The organism is Roseateles sp. (assembly GCF_039595295.1).
Taxonomy (GTDB): Bacteria; Pseudomonadota; Gammaproteobacteria; order Burkholderiales; family Burkholderiaceae_C; genus Roseateles.
This window is the reverse complement of record NZ_JBCNLU010000008.1, coordinates 1-15,248: the sequence shown is the minus strand read 5'-3', so window position 1 is coordinate 15,248 and position 15,248 is coordinate 1. Positions and strand designations below refer to the sequence as shown.

The 15,248-nt window shown below is 69.3% G+C and carries 12 protein-coding genes and 2 riboswitches; of the genes, 5 read left to right on the top strand and 7 right to left on the bottom strand.

Annotated features, from left to right (window positions below; genetic code table 11):
• Positions 1-8: 8 nt before the first annotated feature.
• The 4 genes from ABDW59_RS08150 to ABDW59_RS08135 all read right to left on the bottom strand — a co-directional run bounded on the left by ABDW59_RS08150 (position 9) and on the right by ABDW59_RS08135 (position 4,602).
• A complete protein-coding gene (locus ABDW59_RS08150) occupies positions 9-1,388 on the bottom strand; it encodes an ATP-binding protein (protein WP_343629144.1) in 1,380 nt (459 codons plus the stop codon).
• Positions 1,385-2,044, bottom strand: coding sequence for a response regulator transcription factor (locus tag ABDW59_RS08145; protein ID WP_343629142.1), 660 nt, complete (start codon positions 2,042-2,044; stop codon positions 1,385-1,387). The genes ABDW59_RS08150 and ABDW59_RS08145 overlap by 4 nt, the downstream gene beginning before the upstream one ends.
• Positions 2,045-2,108: 64 nt before the next feature.
• Positions 2,109-3,728 (bottom strand): hypothetical protein, encoded by a 1,620-nt coding sequence (locus tag ABDW59_RS08140; RefSeq protein WP_343629141.1) that lies wholly within the window; start codon positions 3,726-3,728, stop codon positions 2,109-2,111.
• Between the two features lie 106 nt (positions 3,729-3,834).
• On the bottom strand, positions 3,835-4,602 hold the full coding sequence (locus ABDW59_RS08135; RefSeq protein WP_343629140.1) for a hypothetical protein: 768 nt from the start codon (positions 4,600-4,602) through the stop codon (positions 3,835-3,837).
• Between the two features lie 167 nt (positions 4,603-4,769).
• A riboswitch (glycine riboswitch) is annotated at positions 4,770-4,873 on the top strand.
• A gap of 11 nt (positions 4,874-4,884) precedes the next feature.
• A riboswitch (glycine riboswitch) is annotated at positions 4,885-5,003 on the top strand.
• A gap of 66 nt (positions 5,004-5,069) precedes the next feature.
• On the opposite strand from ABDW59_RS08135, the gene gcvT reads away from it, so the two are divergent.
• The 4 genes from gcvT to ABDW59_RS08115 all read left to right on the top strand — a co-directional run bounded on the left by gcvT (position 5,070) and on the right by ABDW59_RS08115 (position 11,114).
• Positions 5,070-6,203, top strand: coding sequence for a glycine cleavage system aminomethyltransferase GcvT (gene gcvT / locus ABDW59_RS08130; protein ID WP_343629138.1), 1,134 nt, complete (start codon positions 5,070-5,072; stop codon positions 6,201-6,203).
• A gap of 69 nt (positions 6,204-6,272) precedes the next feature.
• A complete protein-coding gene (gene gcvH, locus ABDW59_RS08125; protein ID WP_343629136.1) occupies positions 6,273-6,644 on the top strand; it encodes a glycine cleavage system protein GcvH in 372 nt (123 codons plus the stop codon).
• Between the two features lie 75 nt (positions 6,645-6,719).
• Entirely contained in the window at positions 6,720-9,611 is a 2,892-nt protein-coding gene (gene gcvP, locus ABDW59_RS08120) for an aminomethyl-transferring glycine dehydrogenase (protein WP_343629134.1), read from the top strand.
• A 111-nt stretch (positions 9,612-9,722) separates the two neighbouring features.
• Complete coding sequence (locus ABDW59_RS08115) at positions 9,723-11,114, top strand: L-serine ammonia-lyase (protein ID WP_343629132.1); 1,392 nt, start codon at positions 9,723-9,725, stop codon at positions 11,112-11,114.
• A gap of 146 nt (positions 11,115-11,260) precedes the next feature.
• Here the strand turns inward: ABDW59_RS08115 and ABDW59_RS08110 are convergent, their stop codons facing one another.
• Positions 11,261-11,830, bottom strand: a complete 570-nt coding sequence (locus tag ABDW59_RS08110) for a spore coat U domain-containing protein (RefSeq protein ID WP_343629131.1) — start codon at positions 11,828-11,830, stop codon at positions 11,261-11,263.
• A 319-nt stretch (positions 11,831-12,149) separates the two neighbouring features.
• Between ABDW59_RS08110 and ABDW59_RS08105 the strand changes: the two genes are divergently transcribed.
• Positions 12,150-13,595 carry an MFS transporter gene (locus tag ABDW59_RS08105; protein ID WP_343629129.1) on the top strand — a complete coding sequence of 482 codons (1,446 nt, stop codon included), beginning with the start codon at positions 12,150-12,152 and terminating at the stop codon, positions 13,593-13,595.
• 7 nt (positions 13,596-13,602) lie between these two features.
• On the opposite strand, the gene ABDW59_RS08100 is transcribed toward ABDW59_RS08105, so the two are convergent.
• Both ABDW59_RS08100 and ABDW59_RS08095 read right to left on the bottom strand, forming a co-directional pair.
• On the bottom strand, positions 13,603-14,493 hold the full coding sequence (locus tag ABDW59_RS08100) for a serine protease (RefSeq protein ID WP_343629127.1): 891 nt from the start codon (positions 14,491-14,493) through the stop codon (positions 13,603-13,605).
• Positions 14,490-15,248 (bottom strand): PilZ domain-containing protein (locus tag ABDW59_RS08095; RefSeq protein ID WP_343629125.1); only part of this gene is annotated, 759 nt, incomplete at its 5' end. The genes ABDW59_RS08100 and ABDW59_RS08095, both read right to left, overlap by 4 nt.

The following is a 15,248-nucleotide window of genomic DNA, read 5'->3' as shown; positions in this document are numbered from 1 at the left end:
ACCGCGGCTTAAAGACTCGGCGACGGCGACTGCGCGCGCCCGGGCGTGGAACCGAGCGGCAACGCCATCTCCACGCGCAACCCGCCCAGCGCGGTGCTGTGTCCCAGGCGCAGCGTGGCGCCGTGGTCCTGCGCGATGCTGCGCACCAGCGCCAGCCCCAGCCCAGTGCCCGGCGCCTGCTGCGCCTGCGATTCCGAGCGGTAGAAGCGATCGAAGACCCGCCCGCGCTCCGCGTCGGGAATGCCGGGGCCGTCGTCCTCCACGACCAGCAGCGCCTGTCCGCCGGAACGCTCCAGGCTCAGGTCCACGCGGCTGCGGCCGTACTTGATGCCGTTGTCCAGCAGGTTGCGCAGCAGCATGGTGAGCGCCTCCGGATGGCCGTCGACCCGGACCTCGTCGCAGCGTCCCAGCCCGAGGTCGATGCCGCGCGCATGGGCCAACGTGGCGCCGTCCACGACCGCATCGCGACAGAGCTGATCCAACGCGATCGCCTGCGCCGGCGCCGGCGTCTTCGCGCTGTCCTGGCGGGCCAGCGCCAACAGCTGCTCGATCAGATGCGAGGCCCGATCGATGCCCTGCCCCAGGCGCTCCAGCGCCTGCGCGCGCGCCGTCTCGTCAGGCGCGCGTCGCACGGACTGCAGCTGCAACTTGAGCGCCGCCAATGGCGAGCGCAGCTCATGCGCCGCATCGGCCACGAAATGCTGTTGCGCCTCGAAGGCCTGACCGACGCGCGCCAGCAGGCTGTTCAACTCGGACACGAGCGGCTGGACTTCACTGGGGACGTCGGCCTCGTCGACCGGGGCCAGGTCTTGCGCGACGCGGCGAGAGAGCTGCTGCCGCACCCGCTCCAGCGGCGCCAGCGAATGGCTCACCACCCACCACACGACCAGCGCGAGCAGCGGCAGCATCAGCGCCGTCGGCAGCACGGTGCGCCAGGCCAGTTGACCGGCCATGCGCTGACGCACGGCAATGTCCTGCGCCACCTGCACGACCTGGAAGCGTCCCTGCACCGCGAAGACGCGATAGCGCTTGCCGCGCAGCGCCACGTTGGAGAAGCCCAGCACCGCGCGCTGCGGCAGCCAGTCCGGCCCGGCGGAGCGGTACAGCGGCGTGCCGTCCAGCCCCCAGACCTGCACGATCAGGTCGATGCTCTGCTCCTCGCCCAGCGTCAGCGGCAGCCCGGTGCCCATGCCCGCGCGAAGCGACAGCGCCACCTGCTGCATCTGGTAGTCGAAGATCTCGTCGGTCTCCATCAGCGCGTTGCGGTAGGCGCTCAGGCCCTGGATCAGCGCGCTGGTCAGCATCGCGCCCAGGAGGAACAGCAGCAGCCGGTAGCGCAGCGAGCGCGGCAGCAGCGTCCAGCGCCGGCCGCCCGGGGCGTCGTTCATTCCTTGGGGACCCGGTAGCCCACGCCGCGCACGTTCTGGATCAGTTCCGCGCCCAGCTTCTTGCGCAGCCCGTGGATGTAGACCTCGACCGCGTTGCTGCTGATCTCGTCCTTCCAGCCGTAGAGCTTTTCCTCGAGCTGCTGACGCGAGAGCACCATGCCCGGTCGTGCCAGCAGCGGCTCCAGCACGGCCCATTCGCGCGCCGACAGCGTCACCGGATGGCCGTTGGAGGTGACCTCGCGGGTGGCGGGATTGATGCTCACGCCCATGTGTTCGTAGACCGGTTCGGAGCGCCCGGCGGCGCGGCGCAGCAGCGCGCGGATGCGGGCGAGCAGCTCGTCGAAGTCGAAGGGCTTGAGCACGTAATCGTCAGCGCCCGCGTCCAGCCCGGCGACGCGCTGCGCGGAGGCGTCGCGCGCCGTGGCGATCAGCACCGGCACCGCCTGTTTGCGAGCCCGCAGCGCCTGCAGCACGCTCATGCCGTCCCGCTTGGGCAGGCCCAGGTCGAGCAGCACCAGGTCGTAGGTCTGGGACTGCAGCGCCGTGTCGGCGATTTCGCCGTCACGGACCCAGTCCACCGCGTAACTTTCGGCGCGCAGCAGCTCGAGCAGCTGCTCGCCGATCATGAGGTCGTCTTCCACCAGCAGGAGTCGCATGGGGGGCGATTGTGGCGCAATCGCCCCGCTCCGGCGACGATCGACCGCACGGGCGGGCGCCCAGTCAGTCCTGCTGGCGGTCCGGCGCCATGCCCGAGCCGGCCGGCGCTCGGGCGGCGACCGTTTTCAGCAGCCACAAGGCCTCGGCGATCGCCGAGGTATCGCGCAGGCCGGCAAGTCGAGGGGCGGCCCCCCTCTCGCCCTGTTGCCGCCGACGCGCGGCCGCCCATCCGCCGACCCTCGGGCGCTCGATGCGGGCCCGCCATCGCTCTTGCTCCGGAGCGGGAAGTTCACTAAAACCTTGCGCCAGCACCTGCCGGACAGCCTCGTTCCGCAGCCACGGCAGCGCCTCACCCGGCGCGCCGAGCGCCGTTCCCCGACGCGGTGTGATCACCTCATCGACCGCGTCGACAAGCTTTCCCGCGAGCCGATCCATGGGCTCCGGCTTCTCACCATGAAAGACCCGCCGGTACCAGCCCGCCAGACCCGAGGGCCTCGCCATCCGCGCCGCCAAGTCTTGCATCGCCTGCTTCACGCCGAGGTCGCGATTCACCGCATCGAAGGCGCGCTGGTTCGACTCATCATGCCCTTCAGGGGGCAGCGTCGGCGTCGGTATCGGCATCCGAATCACGGGCGAGGGCTCCAGGCGCCTGCCCGAATCCTTCTTGACCGAGCTCGCTCTCAGGCGCTCAGCCGGGCAGCGGATCACAGGCGAAGGCGCCAGTCGCACGCCGTCGGGCCCCGATCTGGCGGCAGGACCAGCGATGGAACGCGCGACCGGACGCTCGGCCGAAGGAACCGGGGGCGGCGGAGGCAACGGACCCGCGTGCCGTGGTGCGACGCGGTGGCGCGCCGCATGCTTGGCGGCGCGGATGCCCTCGACTGTCTGCTCGATTGAAGCGCCGCCTCGCAGCAACCCGATCGCCGCGAGGGCCGGTGCCAGGTTCTGGTGCCGGCCTTCGTGGATCAGCGCCACGCCGGGCGTGATGCTCTTGTCCGCCAGGGCACCGCCGTAGCGCGCGCCCAGCGCCATCGCTTCCTTGACGCGATGCGCCATGAGACTCGGCCGGCGCAGCGGCAGTGCGTGCAGGGACGCGGTCGTCCGCCAGGATTCGCCACGATCACTCTCGACCGCCACGTCGATGACACCGAACGTCGATCCCGGACGCTCTTGCCGCGGACGGCTGCTGATGGTGTAGCGGGCCTGCTCGGTGGTGATCTGCGCCCTCAGAGGACCCGCGAGCAGCCGCTCGATCGCCGTTCTTCCGGCTGGAGGCTGAAGCGGATCGGGCTCCTGCTCGACCGGTTCAACCAAGCTCGCGACTCTGTCATTCAGCATCGTGTCGGCCAGATGCAGCAGCAATACCGGATCGGAGTCCGGCAGCTCTCCTTTGCTCATGTCCAGACTCAGCACCCGCCCGCCGGCCTGAGTCGGCAAGGCCACGGCGGTCAATGCCCAGTCGCCGGGCAGGCCGTTCTTGAACCTGCGCATTGGAGCACCCAGATCTGCTCGGGCCTGCTTCGAGGATCGCATCGCCCCGGACTTGGCCGCGATCGCCTGCAGGCGACCGTCGATCCCGATGATCGTGCCGTTCGGCACCTGCTCCCCTGGCGATGATTTCCGGTCCTCGACCGGCGTCGTGCAGCACGACAGCAGCGTCGCGATGCGGTTTCCGATGCTCACGGTGAACTCCCTGGCGAGCCCGCCCGCCGGGCCGCTATCGTCTGTGCCGCACCTCCTGCGACTCATCCGACACCTCGGGGCACCTGACTCCGACTCCGAGATCCCCTCAGGTCTCGCGCACCTGGGACCGGATGCACGACAGCAGACGCGACAGCGGCGAGTCCAACTCCAAGAGCGCCTCCGGGCTCGGCGAAAAGTTCGGGCCGACCGACCGCCGCTGCTGCGCACGCACCGCCGCGAGAAAGCTGCCGGCCCGCTGGCTTTCCACCCGCTGGCACCAGCGCGACCGTCCCTTGGCCGACGTGGCCCCGGCGGCCTGCTTCACCAAGCTCGCGGCCATGGCATCGACCGCCTGCTCGATGTGACGGAACACCGTCACCTCACCGGCCCGCTTGCGCTGCTCGCAGGCCGCCCGCAGGGCATCGACCAGTCGGGAAGCCAGTGTCTCCACCGACTCGACCTTCGGCCCGAAGCGATGGCGCCACCAGCCTCGCAGACCAGTGGGCATCGTCATGCGGTCCAGCAACGCGGCCGTCGCGGCCTGGACCTGAGGGCGACTCGTCACCGCCTCGATCTCCGCGAGACGCAAGGCGTCACTGTTCTGGCGAATCCGGGGCCCGTGCCCCCTTTCCCCCGGCAGGCGCGTGTCCTCGGGTCTGGCCAGCGGTGCGCGCTGCGAAGACCGCAGACACTGAATGACGGGGACATGGGCGCCCGGCCGGATGCGGTCGCACGGATCCCGGCCCTCCCCCGGCGTGCTGCACGCGTCCCATTCCCGCAGATAGTCGCTCAGCGCCGCATGGTCGACGCGATCGGGCACCAGGGTCGGGTGGGGCGAGATCGAGGAAGGGGAAAGTCCGAAGTGGATGCTCATGCGGGCTCCTCGCGCGATGCGCTGTCGAAAGCGCGGTGGGTCCGCAGGCGACAGCCCATGGTTCACAGCCGCGCCCCTCGACGAGCCGTCTGCCCCCGATCCGGCCAACGCGCGCGCCATCCTCCGCAACACGAATGCGTCAATGCCTCCCATTCCATGACTACAATGCGCGCCAGTCAGGAGAGAGCCCCTTCGCGGGGGCCGCCGAAGGCGCAGTGGCACTGGTGATCCCACGCTGCGAACGCTCAGGCAAAAGGACTGACGAGACGTCCGAGATGTCGGGCGTTCCTCACTGGAGAGAGACGGGGCGGACCTGCGGTCGAGCCCGTCCACCGAAGGGGCAAGCTGTCGGTCAACCACCGGCGGCCAATCTCTCAGGTAAAGCGGACAGCGAGGGCATCTCCCAACCCCGGGGCCGGCAGGTCCATTGACCGGGGTTGCCCAGACGAATGCCCTCGGAGTGAGACATGTCCGCTGACACCAACGCGCAAGCCGCGCTCAACAAGACGCCGCTGCACGCGCTGCACATCGAACTGGGCGCCAAGATGGTGCCCTTCGCCGGCTACGACATGCCGGTCCAATACCCCGCCGGCGTCATGGCCGAGCACAAGCACACCCGCTCACAAGCGGGCCTGTTCGACGTCTCGCACATGGGTCAGGTGCTGCTGGTCGGCGACGACGCTGCCGCCGCGCTGGAGACCCTGGTCCCCGTGGACATCGTGGACCTGGGGCTGTTCAAGCAGCGCTATGCGCTGTTCCTGAACGACGAGGCCGGCATCATGGACGACCTGATGGTGGCCCGCCGCACCGACGGCCTGTTCGTCGTCGTCAACGCGGGTTGCCGCGACCAGGACATCGCTCACATGCAGCAGCACCTGTCGGGCCGCTGCGAGGTCCGCCCGATGCCCGACCAGGCGCTGCTGGCGCTGCAGGGTCCGCAGGCGGTGACCGCGCTGTCGCGCCTGAATGCCGACGTCGCCAAGCTGGTCTTCATGACCGGCGGCTTCTTCGACCTGGACGGCATTCCCACCTTCGTCACCCGCTCCGGCTACACCGGCGAGGACGGCTACGAGATCTCGGTGCCCGCCGACCGCGCGGTCGAGCTGGCCCGCAAGCTGCTGGCCCAGCCGGAAGTGATGCCCATCGGACTGGGCGCGCGCGACTCGCTGCGTCTGGAAGCCGGCCTGTGCCTGTACGGCCATGACATCGACACCAAGGCCACGCCTGTCGAGGCCTCGCTGACCTGGGCGATCCAGAAGGTGCGTCGCGCCGGCGGCGCGCGTGCCGGCGGCTATCCGGGCGCGGCCATCGTCGACAAGCAGCTGGCCGAAGGCGTCGCGAAGAAGCGCGTCGGCCTGGTCAGTTCGGAGCGCATGCCCGTGCGCGAAGGCGCCAAGCTGGTCGACGCCAACGGCGTCGAGATCGGCGTCGTCACCAGCGGCACGCTGGGCCCGACGGTCGGCAAGCCGGTCGCGCTGGGCTATGTGCAGACCGCGTTCGCCGCGGTCGGGACCGAGCTCTTCGCCGAAGTGCGCGGCAAGCGCACCCCGATGACGGTCTCTTCCACGCCCTTCACGCCCAACGGATACTTCCGCGGCTGATCCGTTGATCCTGGGTCGCGTTTCTCTCCGCGCTTTCTCTTCTCACCGATTCCCTTACGGAGCCTCTCCATGAGCATCAAGTACACCCCCGACCACGAGTGGGTCGACACCACCGACGGCATCGCCACCGTGGGCATCACCGTCCATGCGCAGGACGCGCTGGGCGACGTGGTCTTCGTCGACCTGCCGGAAGTCGGCAAAAGCTTCGCCGCCAAGGAAGTGGCCGGCGTGGTCGAGTCGGTCAAGGCCGCCGCCGACGTCTACGCCCCCGTCTCGGGCGAGATCGTCGAGGTCAACGAAGCCCTGCGCGACGACCCGTCGCTGGCCAACAGCGATCCGCTGAAGACCGGCTGGTTCTTCAAGGTCAAGCTGTCCAACCCGTCCGAGCTGGACGCCCTGATGGACACGACGGCTTATGACGAGCTGGTGAAGAACTCCTAAACCATCGCTCGCGAGGTTCCGGGGCGAACGACCCGGAACCTCGGCAAAGAATTCAATCTCCAGGATCGCCCCGCCATGTCCGCCCTGCCCCACTTCACCGAGCTCGAGAACCCTTCCGAGTTCCACGCCCGCCACATCGGCCCTGACGCGCACGATGAACAGCTGATGCTGTCGGCCATCGGTGCCGCCTCGCGCGCCGCGCTGATCGACGCGATCGTGCCCGCCGCGATCAAGCGCGCCGCGAAGATGGACCTGCCGGACGCCGTGACCGAGGCGCAGGCGCTGGCCGAGCTCAAGGCCATCGCGGGCAAGAACCAGATCCTGAAGAGCTTCATCGGCCAGGGCTATCACGGCACGCTGACCCCGGGCGTGATCCTGCGCAACATCCTCGAGAACCCCGCCTGGTACACGGCCTACACCCCGTACCAGGCCGAGATCTCGCAAGGCCGCATGGAGGCGCTGGTCAACTTCCAGACCATGGTCTGCGACCTGACCGGCATGGCCATCGCCAACGCCTCGATGCTGGACGAGGCCACCGCCGCCGCCGAGGGCATGACCCTGGCGGCCCGCATGGCCAAGAGCAAGAGCCAGGTCTTCTTCGTCGCCGACGACGTGCTGCCGCAGACCCTGGAAGTCGTGCGCACCCGCGCCGAGCCGCTGGGCATCACCGTGCAGGTCGGCAAGGCCGAGGACGCCGGCCAGTCCGAATGCTTCGGCGCCCTGGTCCAGTACCCCGGCGTGACCGGCGTGGTCCGCCCGCTGCAGGCGATCGCCGACGCGGTGCACGCGCAAGGCGGCCTGCTGGTGGCCGCGGCCGACCTGCTGGCCCTGACGCTGATCGTTTCGCCGGGCGAGCAAGGCGCCGACATCGCCGTGGGCACCACGCAGCGCTTCGGCATGCCCATGGGCGCCGGCGGCCCGCACGCCGCCTACATGGCCTGCCGCGACGAGTTCAAGCGCTCGCTGCCGGGCCGTCTGGTCGGCGTCTCCGTCGACGCGCACGGCAAGCCCGCCTACCGCCTGTCGCTGCAGACCCGCGAGCAGCACATCCGCCGCGAGAAGGCGACCTCGAACATCTGTACCGCCCAGGTGCTGCCGGCCGTCGTGGCCAGCATGTACGCGGTCTATCACGGCCCGCAAGGCCTCAAGCGCATCGCGCAGCGCGTCACCGCCTACGCCGCGGTGTTGGCCCAAGGCTTGAAGGCGCTGGGCCTGACGCTGATCCATGAGACCTCGTTCGACACCCTGCACGTGCAGACCGGCGCCCACACCGGCCCGATCCTGGCCGCCGCCGTGGCCGCCGGCATGAACCTGCGCCAGGCCGGCGCGGAGAGCATCGGCATCACGCTGGACGAGACCACCTCGCGCGCCGACATCCAGGCCCTCCTGACCGTCTTCGCCGAAGGCAAGCCGGTCGCGGACGCCTTCGCCGGCGCCACCGCCGCCACGCTGATCCCGGCCGCGCTGTCGCGCACCAGCGCGTACCTGACGCATCCGATCTTCAACGTCCACCACTCCGAAACCGAGATGCTGCGCTACATCCGCCAGCTGTCGGACAAGGACCTGGCGCTGGACCGCAGCATGATCCCGCTGGGCTCCTGCACGATGAAGCTGAACGCCACCAGCGAGATGATCCCCATCACCTGGCCCGAGTTCGCTTTCGTCCACCCGTTCGCCCCGCAAAGCCAGCTGCAGGGCTACGCCCAACTGGATCAGCAGCTGGCCGCGTGGCTGTGCCAGGCGACCGGTTACGCCGGCGTGTCGCTGCAACCGAACGCGGGCTCGCAGGGCGAATACGCCGGACTGCTGATCATCAAGGCCTGGCACGAATCGCGCGGCGACGCACATCGCAAGATCTGCCTGATCCCGGAATCGGCGCACGGCACGAACCCGGCCTCGGCGCAGATGGTGGGCATGCAGGTCGTCGTGACCAAGTGCGACAAGGAAGGCAACATCGATCTGGCCGACCTGAAGGCCAAGTGCGAGCAGCACAGCTCGAATCTGGCCGCGATCATGATCACCTACCCCTCGACGTACGGCGTGTTCGACACGCACGTCAAGGAGATCTGCGCGCTGGTGCATGAGCACGGCGGCCGCGTCTACGTGGACGGCGCCAACATGAACGCGCTGGTCGGCATCGCCGCCCCGGGCCAGTTCGGCGGCGACGTGTCCCACCTGAACCTGCACAAGACCTTCTGCATCCCGCACGGCGGCGGCGGCCCGGGCGTCGGTCCGGTCTGCGTGGTCGAGGACCTCGTCCCCTTCCTGCCCGCCCACCGCTCGGCCGGCCTGGGCGAGAAGACCGCCATCGGCGCGGTGTCCGCCGCGCCGCTGGGCAACGCGGCGGTGCTCCCGATCTCGTGGATGTACATCCGCATGATGGGCGAGGTCGGCCTCAAGGCCGCGACCGAAACGGCCATCCTCTCGGCCAACTACGTGGCCGCCCGCCTGTCGGACCATTACGACATCCACTTCAGCGGCAACGTCGCGGGCGTCAAGGGTGGCGGCGTGGCGCACGAGTGCATCCTGGACCTGCGTCCGCTGAAGGACAGCTCGGGCGTGTCGGCCGAGGACGTGGCCAAGCGCCTGATCGATTACGGCTTCCATGCGCCGACGCTGTCCTTCCCGGTGGCGGGTACGCTGATGGTCGAGCCCACCGAGAGCGAATCCAAGCATGAGCTGGACCGCTTCATCGCCGCGATGATCCAGATCCGCGCGGAGATCGCCAAGGTCGAGGCCGGCGGCTGGCCGCAGACAGACAACCCGCTGGTCAACGCGCCGCACACGGCCGAGAGCCTGCTCAAGACCGAGTGGACGCACGGCTACAGCCGCGACGAGGCGGCTTACCCGGTCGCCGCGCTGCGCCAGACCAAGTACTGGTCGCCGGTGGGTCGCGTGGACAACGTCTACGGCGACCGCAACCTGGTCTGCTCCTGCCCCCCGCTGTCCGCCTACGCGGACGAGTGATCGAGGAGGCCGCTGACGCGGCCTTCTTTTTTGGCCTAGCTTTGATTCGTCGTCTCGCCCCGCTGCCACGAGCGCACGGGGCGGGCGGCTCGCCTACCCACGAGGTTTGCCATGGCAGTTTCCGTTTTCGACCTCTTCAAGATCGGCATCGGGCCGTCCAGTTCCCACACGGTGGGACCGATGCGCGCGGCGCGCATGTTCATCCAGCGCCTGCGGCATGAAGGCGTGCTCGACAAGACCGTGCGCGTGGCCACGACCCTGTACGGCTCGCTGGGCGCGACCGGCAAGGGGCACGGCTCGGACAAGGCCGTGCTGCTGGGCCTGGCCGGCCATGAGCCCGACACCGTCGACATCGAGGCCATCCCCGGCATCCTGGAGGCGATCCGCGCGGACAAGCGCGTCGCGCTGGGCGGCGACCATGTGGTCGCCTTCGATGAAGCCCGCGACCTGGTCATGTACCGGCGCCAGAGCCTGCCGCTGCACGCCAACGGCATGCGCCTGATCGCCTTCGACGCCGAGGGCAACGAGCTGCAGAACCGCGTGTATTACTCGGTGGGCGGCGGTTTCGTCGTCAGCGAGGAAGTGCTGGCCGACGGCTCCAAGCAGAAGCAGATCGCGCCCGACACGACGGTCCTGCCCTACCCTTTCAAGACCGGCGCCGAACTGTTGGCGCTGACGGAGAAGGAAGGCTGCTCGATCGCCGAGATCATGCGTCGCAACGAGCGCCACTGGCGCAGCGACGAGGAGACGCGCGCCGGTCTGCTCAACATCTGGCGCGTGATGCAGGAATGCGTGACGCGCGGCTGCAAGACCGAAGGCATCCTGCCGGGCGGCTTCAAGGTGCGGCGGCGCGCGGCCCATCTCTATCGTGAGCTGACCGCCAATCCCGAAGCCGCGCTACGCGATCCGCTGCAGGTAATGGACTGGGTCAACCTGTACGCGCTGGCCGTGAACGAGGAGAACGCCGCCGGCGGCCGCGTCGTCACGGCGCCGACCAACGGCGCGGCCGGCATCGTGCCGGCGGTGCTGCATTACTACGCCCGCTTCGTGCACGGTGCCAGCGAGAGCGGCGTGGTGGACTTCCTGCTGACCGCCGCCGCGATCGGCATCCTCTACAAGGAGAACGCCTCGATCTCCGGCGCCGAGGTCGGCTGTCAGGGCGAGGTGGGCGTGGCCTGTTCGATGGCGGCGGCCGCACTGTGCGCGGTGATGGGCGGCACGCCGGCCCAGGTCGAGAACGCCGCCGAGATCGGCATGGAACACCACCTGGGCCTGACCTGCGATCCGGTCGGCGGCCTGGTGCAGATCCCCTGCATCGAGCGCAACGCGATCGCGTCGGTGAAGGCCATCAACGCGGCGCGCATGGCGCTGCGCGGCGACGGCACCCACCACGTCAGCCTGGACAAGGTCATCAAGACCATGCGCGAAACCGGCGCGGACATGATGACCAAGTACAAGGAGACGGCCCGAGGCGGCCTGGCGGTGAACATTGTCGAGTGCTGACACGCCGCATGTCAGGGGGGAGGCCGGGCCGCGTGCGTGTCCGAGGCGCGAGGCCTCCCACATCAATCACGACTCGTGCGGCGCTGGACGTCAGCACTCGAGCAAACGGTCGGTCCGGCCCCTGACGCCGGACCCGGGGTAGCGCGTCAGTAGCTGACGGTGACCGTGACGGTGTCGGTGTAGCTGCCCGGCACGACGTTGGACAGCGACGGGATGCGGCCGTAAACCGGGATGGTCTGCGCGCTGCCGGTGCCCGTGCCGCTCTTGGTCGCCGAGGAGGCGGTGCCGTCGCCCCAGACGCTGGAGCGACCCGAATCCAGGTACAGCTGATAGGCCAGCGTGTCGGAGCCGCTCTTCATCGTGCGGCTCGTGAAGTTGGACGCGCCGCCCGCGTTCGCGCCGGCGTTCAGCGACACCGAGTACGGCGTGCTGTTGGAGCAGCTGACGGTCAGGTTGGACGAGGCGTCCAGCGGCAGCCCGGTGGCCAGCGGGTCGATCGCGCTGCCGAAGTTCAGATTGGAACCCGACACGGTGCAGGAACTGGTGATGGTCGCCGTCGCTTGGAAAGTGTTGGTGACCGGCGTGGCGGCGTGGGCGTCTTGCGCAACGCTGAACAGCAGACCGGCGACCATCGCCAGACTGGACAGCAGCAGTGCCGTCTTGAAGCTGCTGTGGCGCCCCTGGCGCGCCGCTTTCGCGTACTTGGTGATGCTCATGGTCGTGATCCCCTGTTGATGGAACGAATGTTGTCGCTGCGCCTGTTCGCACGGCAGACATGCAAGCCGTATCGCGTGGTGCAGCGATGACGGCAGCGTCTGTAGGCGATCGACCGACAGCTGACAGCCCGTGGCAGCACGTCCCGGGCCTGGGACCTGCGGCACTGGCGGGGGCTCAGTGCGGCTGATAAAAACGCGGTCCTTCGCCGCAACCGTCGCGCTCGCGCGAGCCCACCGCATCGGGCCCGTGTCGATTTCACGCGGGCTGGCGCGTCGTGCTCACGACACCCTTCCGAGCTTCCAAGAAAGATCGCTCTCCATGACTTCCCACCTTGATTCCAAGCGACGCCGCTGGCTGGCGCTGGGCGTGCTGTGCCTGGGCGTGCTGATGATCGTGCTGGACACGACCATCGTGAACGTGGCCCTGCCCTCCATCCGCGCCGACCTGCACTTCACCGAGACCTCGCTGGTGTGGGTGGTCAACGCCTACATGCTGACCTTCGGCGGCTTCATGCTGCTGGGCGGCCGGCTGGGCGACCTGTACGGACACCGGCGCATGTTCCTGGCGGGGCTGGCGCTGTTCACCGGCGCGTCGGCGGCCTGCGGGCTGGCGCACACGCAGGAGCTGCTGATCGCGTCGCGCGCCGTGCAAGGCCTGGGCGGCGCGGTGGTGTCGGCGATTTCGTTGTCGCTGATCATGAACATGTTCACCGAGCCCGGCGAGCGGGCCAAGGCCATGGGCGTCTACGGCTTCGTCTGCGCGGGCGGCGGGAGCATCGGCGTGCTGCTGGGCGGGCTGCTGACCAGCACGCTGAGCTGGCACTGGATCTTCCTGGTCAACCTGCCGATTGGCGCGCTGGTGCTGGCGCTGTGCCTGTGGCTGATCGAGCGCGGCGGCCCGACCGCCCCGGGCGAGACGCTGGACTGGGCCGGCGCGGTGACGGTGACGGCCTCGCTGATGCTGGCGGTCTATGCGGTCGTGAACGGGAACGAAGCCGGTTGGACCTCGACCCGCACGCTCGCGATGCTGGGCGGCGCGGTGCTGCTGCTCGCCGTCTTCCTGGTGCTGGAGATGAAGGTGGCCCATCCGCTGATGCCGCTGTCGCTGTTCCGCTTGCGCTCGGTGGCGGTGTCCAACGTGATCGGTGTGCTGTGGGCGGCGGCGATGTTCGCGTGGTTCTTCCTGTCGGCGCTCTACATGCAGCTGGTGCTGGGCTATGACGCGATGCACGTGGGGCTGGGTTTTCTGCCGGCCAACCTGATCATGGCGGCCTTCTCGGTGGGCCTGTCCGCCAAGCTGGTGATGCGCTTCGGCCTGCGCCTGCCGCTGTGCGGCGGTCTGCTGCTGGCGGCGCTGGGCCTGGCGCTGTTCGCGCGCGCCCCCGCCGACGGCGGCTTCTGGCTGGACGTGCTGCCCGGCATGCTGCTGCTGGGCCTGGGCGCCGGCGTGGCCTTCAATCCGGTGCTGCTGGCGGCGATGAGCGAGGTCGCCCCCAGCGAATCCGGTCTGGCCTCGGGCGTGGTGAACACATCCTTCATGATGGGCGGCTCGCTGGGTCTGGCGGTGCTGGCGAGCCTGGCGGCCTCGCGCACGGCGGACCTCGCCGCGTTGGGCGCCGCGATGCCGGCGGCGCTGGCGGGGGGTTACCGCGTGGCGTTCGCGGTGGGGGCGGTCTTCGCCGCGTCGGGGGGCCTGCTGGCGCTGCTGCTGCGCGAGCCCGCGCCGCCAGCCGGCGTCGGCGCGCCGGTGGGGCATGCGGGCTGAGCGGGGATTACTTCCCCAACACCCCCATCACATACTTCACCGGCACCGCATAGCTGATGCCGCTGGGCGCGGTGAGCGCCGATTCACGCGTGCCCTTGAGCACCACCATGTTGACCACCCCGACGACCTTCCCGGTGCGGATGTCCAGCAGCGGCCCGCCGCTGTTGCCTGGATAGGCGGTGATGTCCAGTTGCAGGAACTCCACCGGCCCCTCGCGCAGTTGGCGCACCGCGCGCGGGTCCAGCGAGTTGGAATTCGGCGCCGGCATCGCGGCGGTGGTCAGCGCCGCCACCACGCCGCGGTGCGTGGCCATGGTCACGCCCAGCTGCGTCCCGATCGGGTAGCCCATCAGCGCCACCGCCGTGCCCTCGCGCACCGTCGGCTTGCCCTCCTCGACCGTGGCCAGCGACAGCACTTCGGTCAGCGGCTTTCCCTCGATCAGCTCCAGCACGGCCAGATCGTGCATGACGTCGCGCCGCACCAGCTTGACCGCACGCAGCTGCGGCTGGCCGGAGGTGTTGCCGGACGCCGGCACGGTGATCATCAAGTCCTTCTCGAGCGGACTCGGCACCACGTGCGCGCAGGTCACGATCTGGCGACCGTCGCCGACCACGAAACCCGTCCCGCGGAAACCGAAGCGCGGGTTGTCCGTCGCCGAGAAGGTCCCCACCGCCACCACCGCCGAGCGGCTGCGGTCGATCAGGTCCGGCAAGGTGTTGGACATCTCCTGCGCCCGCGTCGTCGCCGGCCACAGCGCGCTCAGGCCGGCGATGCCGCCCAGCACGCCGGCCGCGCCGAGCGCCAGCACGCCGCGGCGGCTTGATGCCGAGGGCAGATCCGCATCGGCGGCGAAGGACGTGATCCGGCCGAGCGACCGGCGAGGAGCGCGAGAATTCATGCGGCGAGGTCCTTGGTGGTCGTGCCCATCTCCAGCGTGGAGACGAAGCTGCGCCAGTGGCGATCGGGTTCGTCGATGCGGAAACCGTAGAAGCTGCCTTGCTCCGTGTCCTTGCGGCGCACCGCTCGGGCGGTCACATGGGCGCGCTCGTTGTGGCCCAGCTCGATCTCCACCGTGCCGTCGATCTGCAGCGGCAGTTCGTGATCGCACTCGGCCTGGAAGCCGTGCGCGGAGACCTCGATCACGTCCAGATCGAAGTGACCGAGCTGGCTGTCGTTGGCCGCGCGGATGTCCAGGTGGCCCGGGCAGCGGATGGAGTAGCGCGGGTACTGCCGCAGCGCCCGGCCCAGATCCTGGCCGCCGCCGCTGAGCATCGGCAGCACGGCCCGGAACTGCGGATCATCACGGTACACCGACCACAGCAGCGCCTTCTTGCGGTCGTCCATCTGCTGAAAGACCGGCACCACCTCGTTGAAGAAATGATCCAGCAGCGCCGGCGTCATGACCGGGTCGTTGGTCGTGTGGAAACGCCGCTCCGGCAGCTGGATGTTGGGCAGGCTCTGGCGGAAGAAGTAGTGGTGCAGGTTCTTGCGCGCCGCGCGACCGCGGTAGGCCTTCTCGAAGATCCGGTCGGCCTCGTGCAGGTCCAGCGTCGCCCCCACCGCCGGCGCGCCGTTGGCGAAGTCGTAGTTGTCCACCGTCTGCTCGCGCAGGCGCTTGAAGAAGAGCAGCGCCTCGTAGAGCTCGATCTTGTC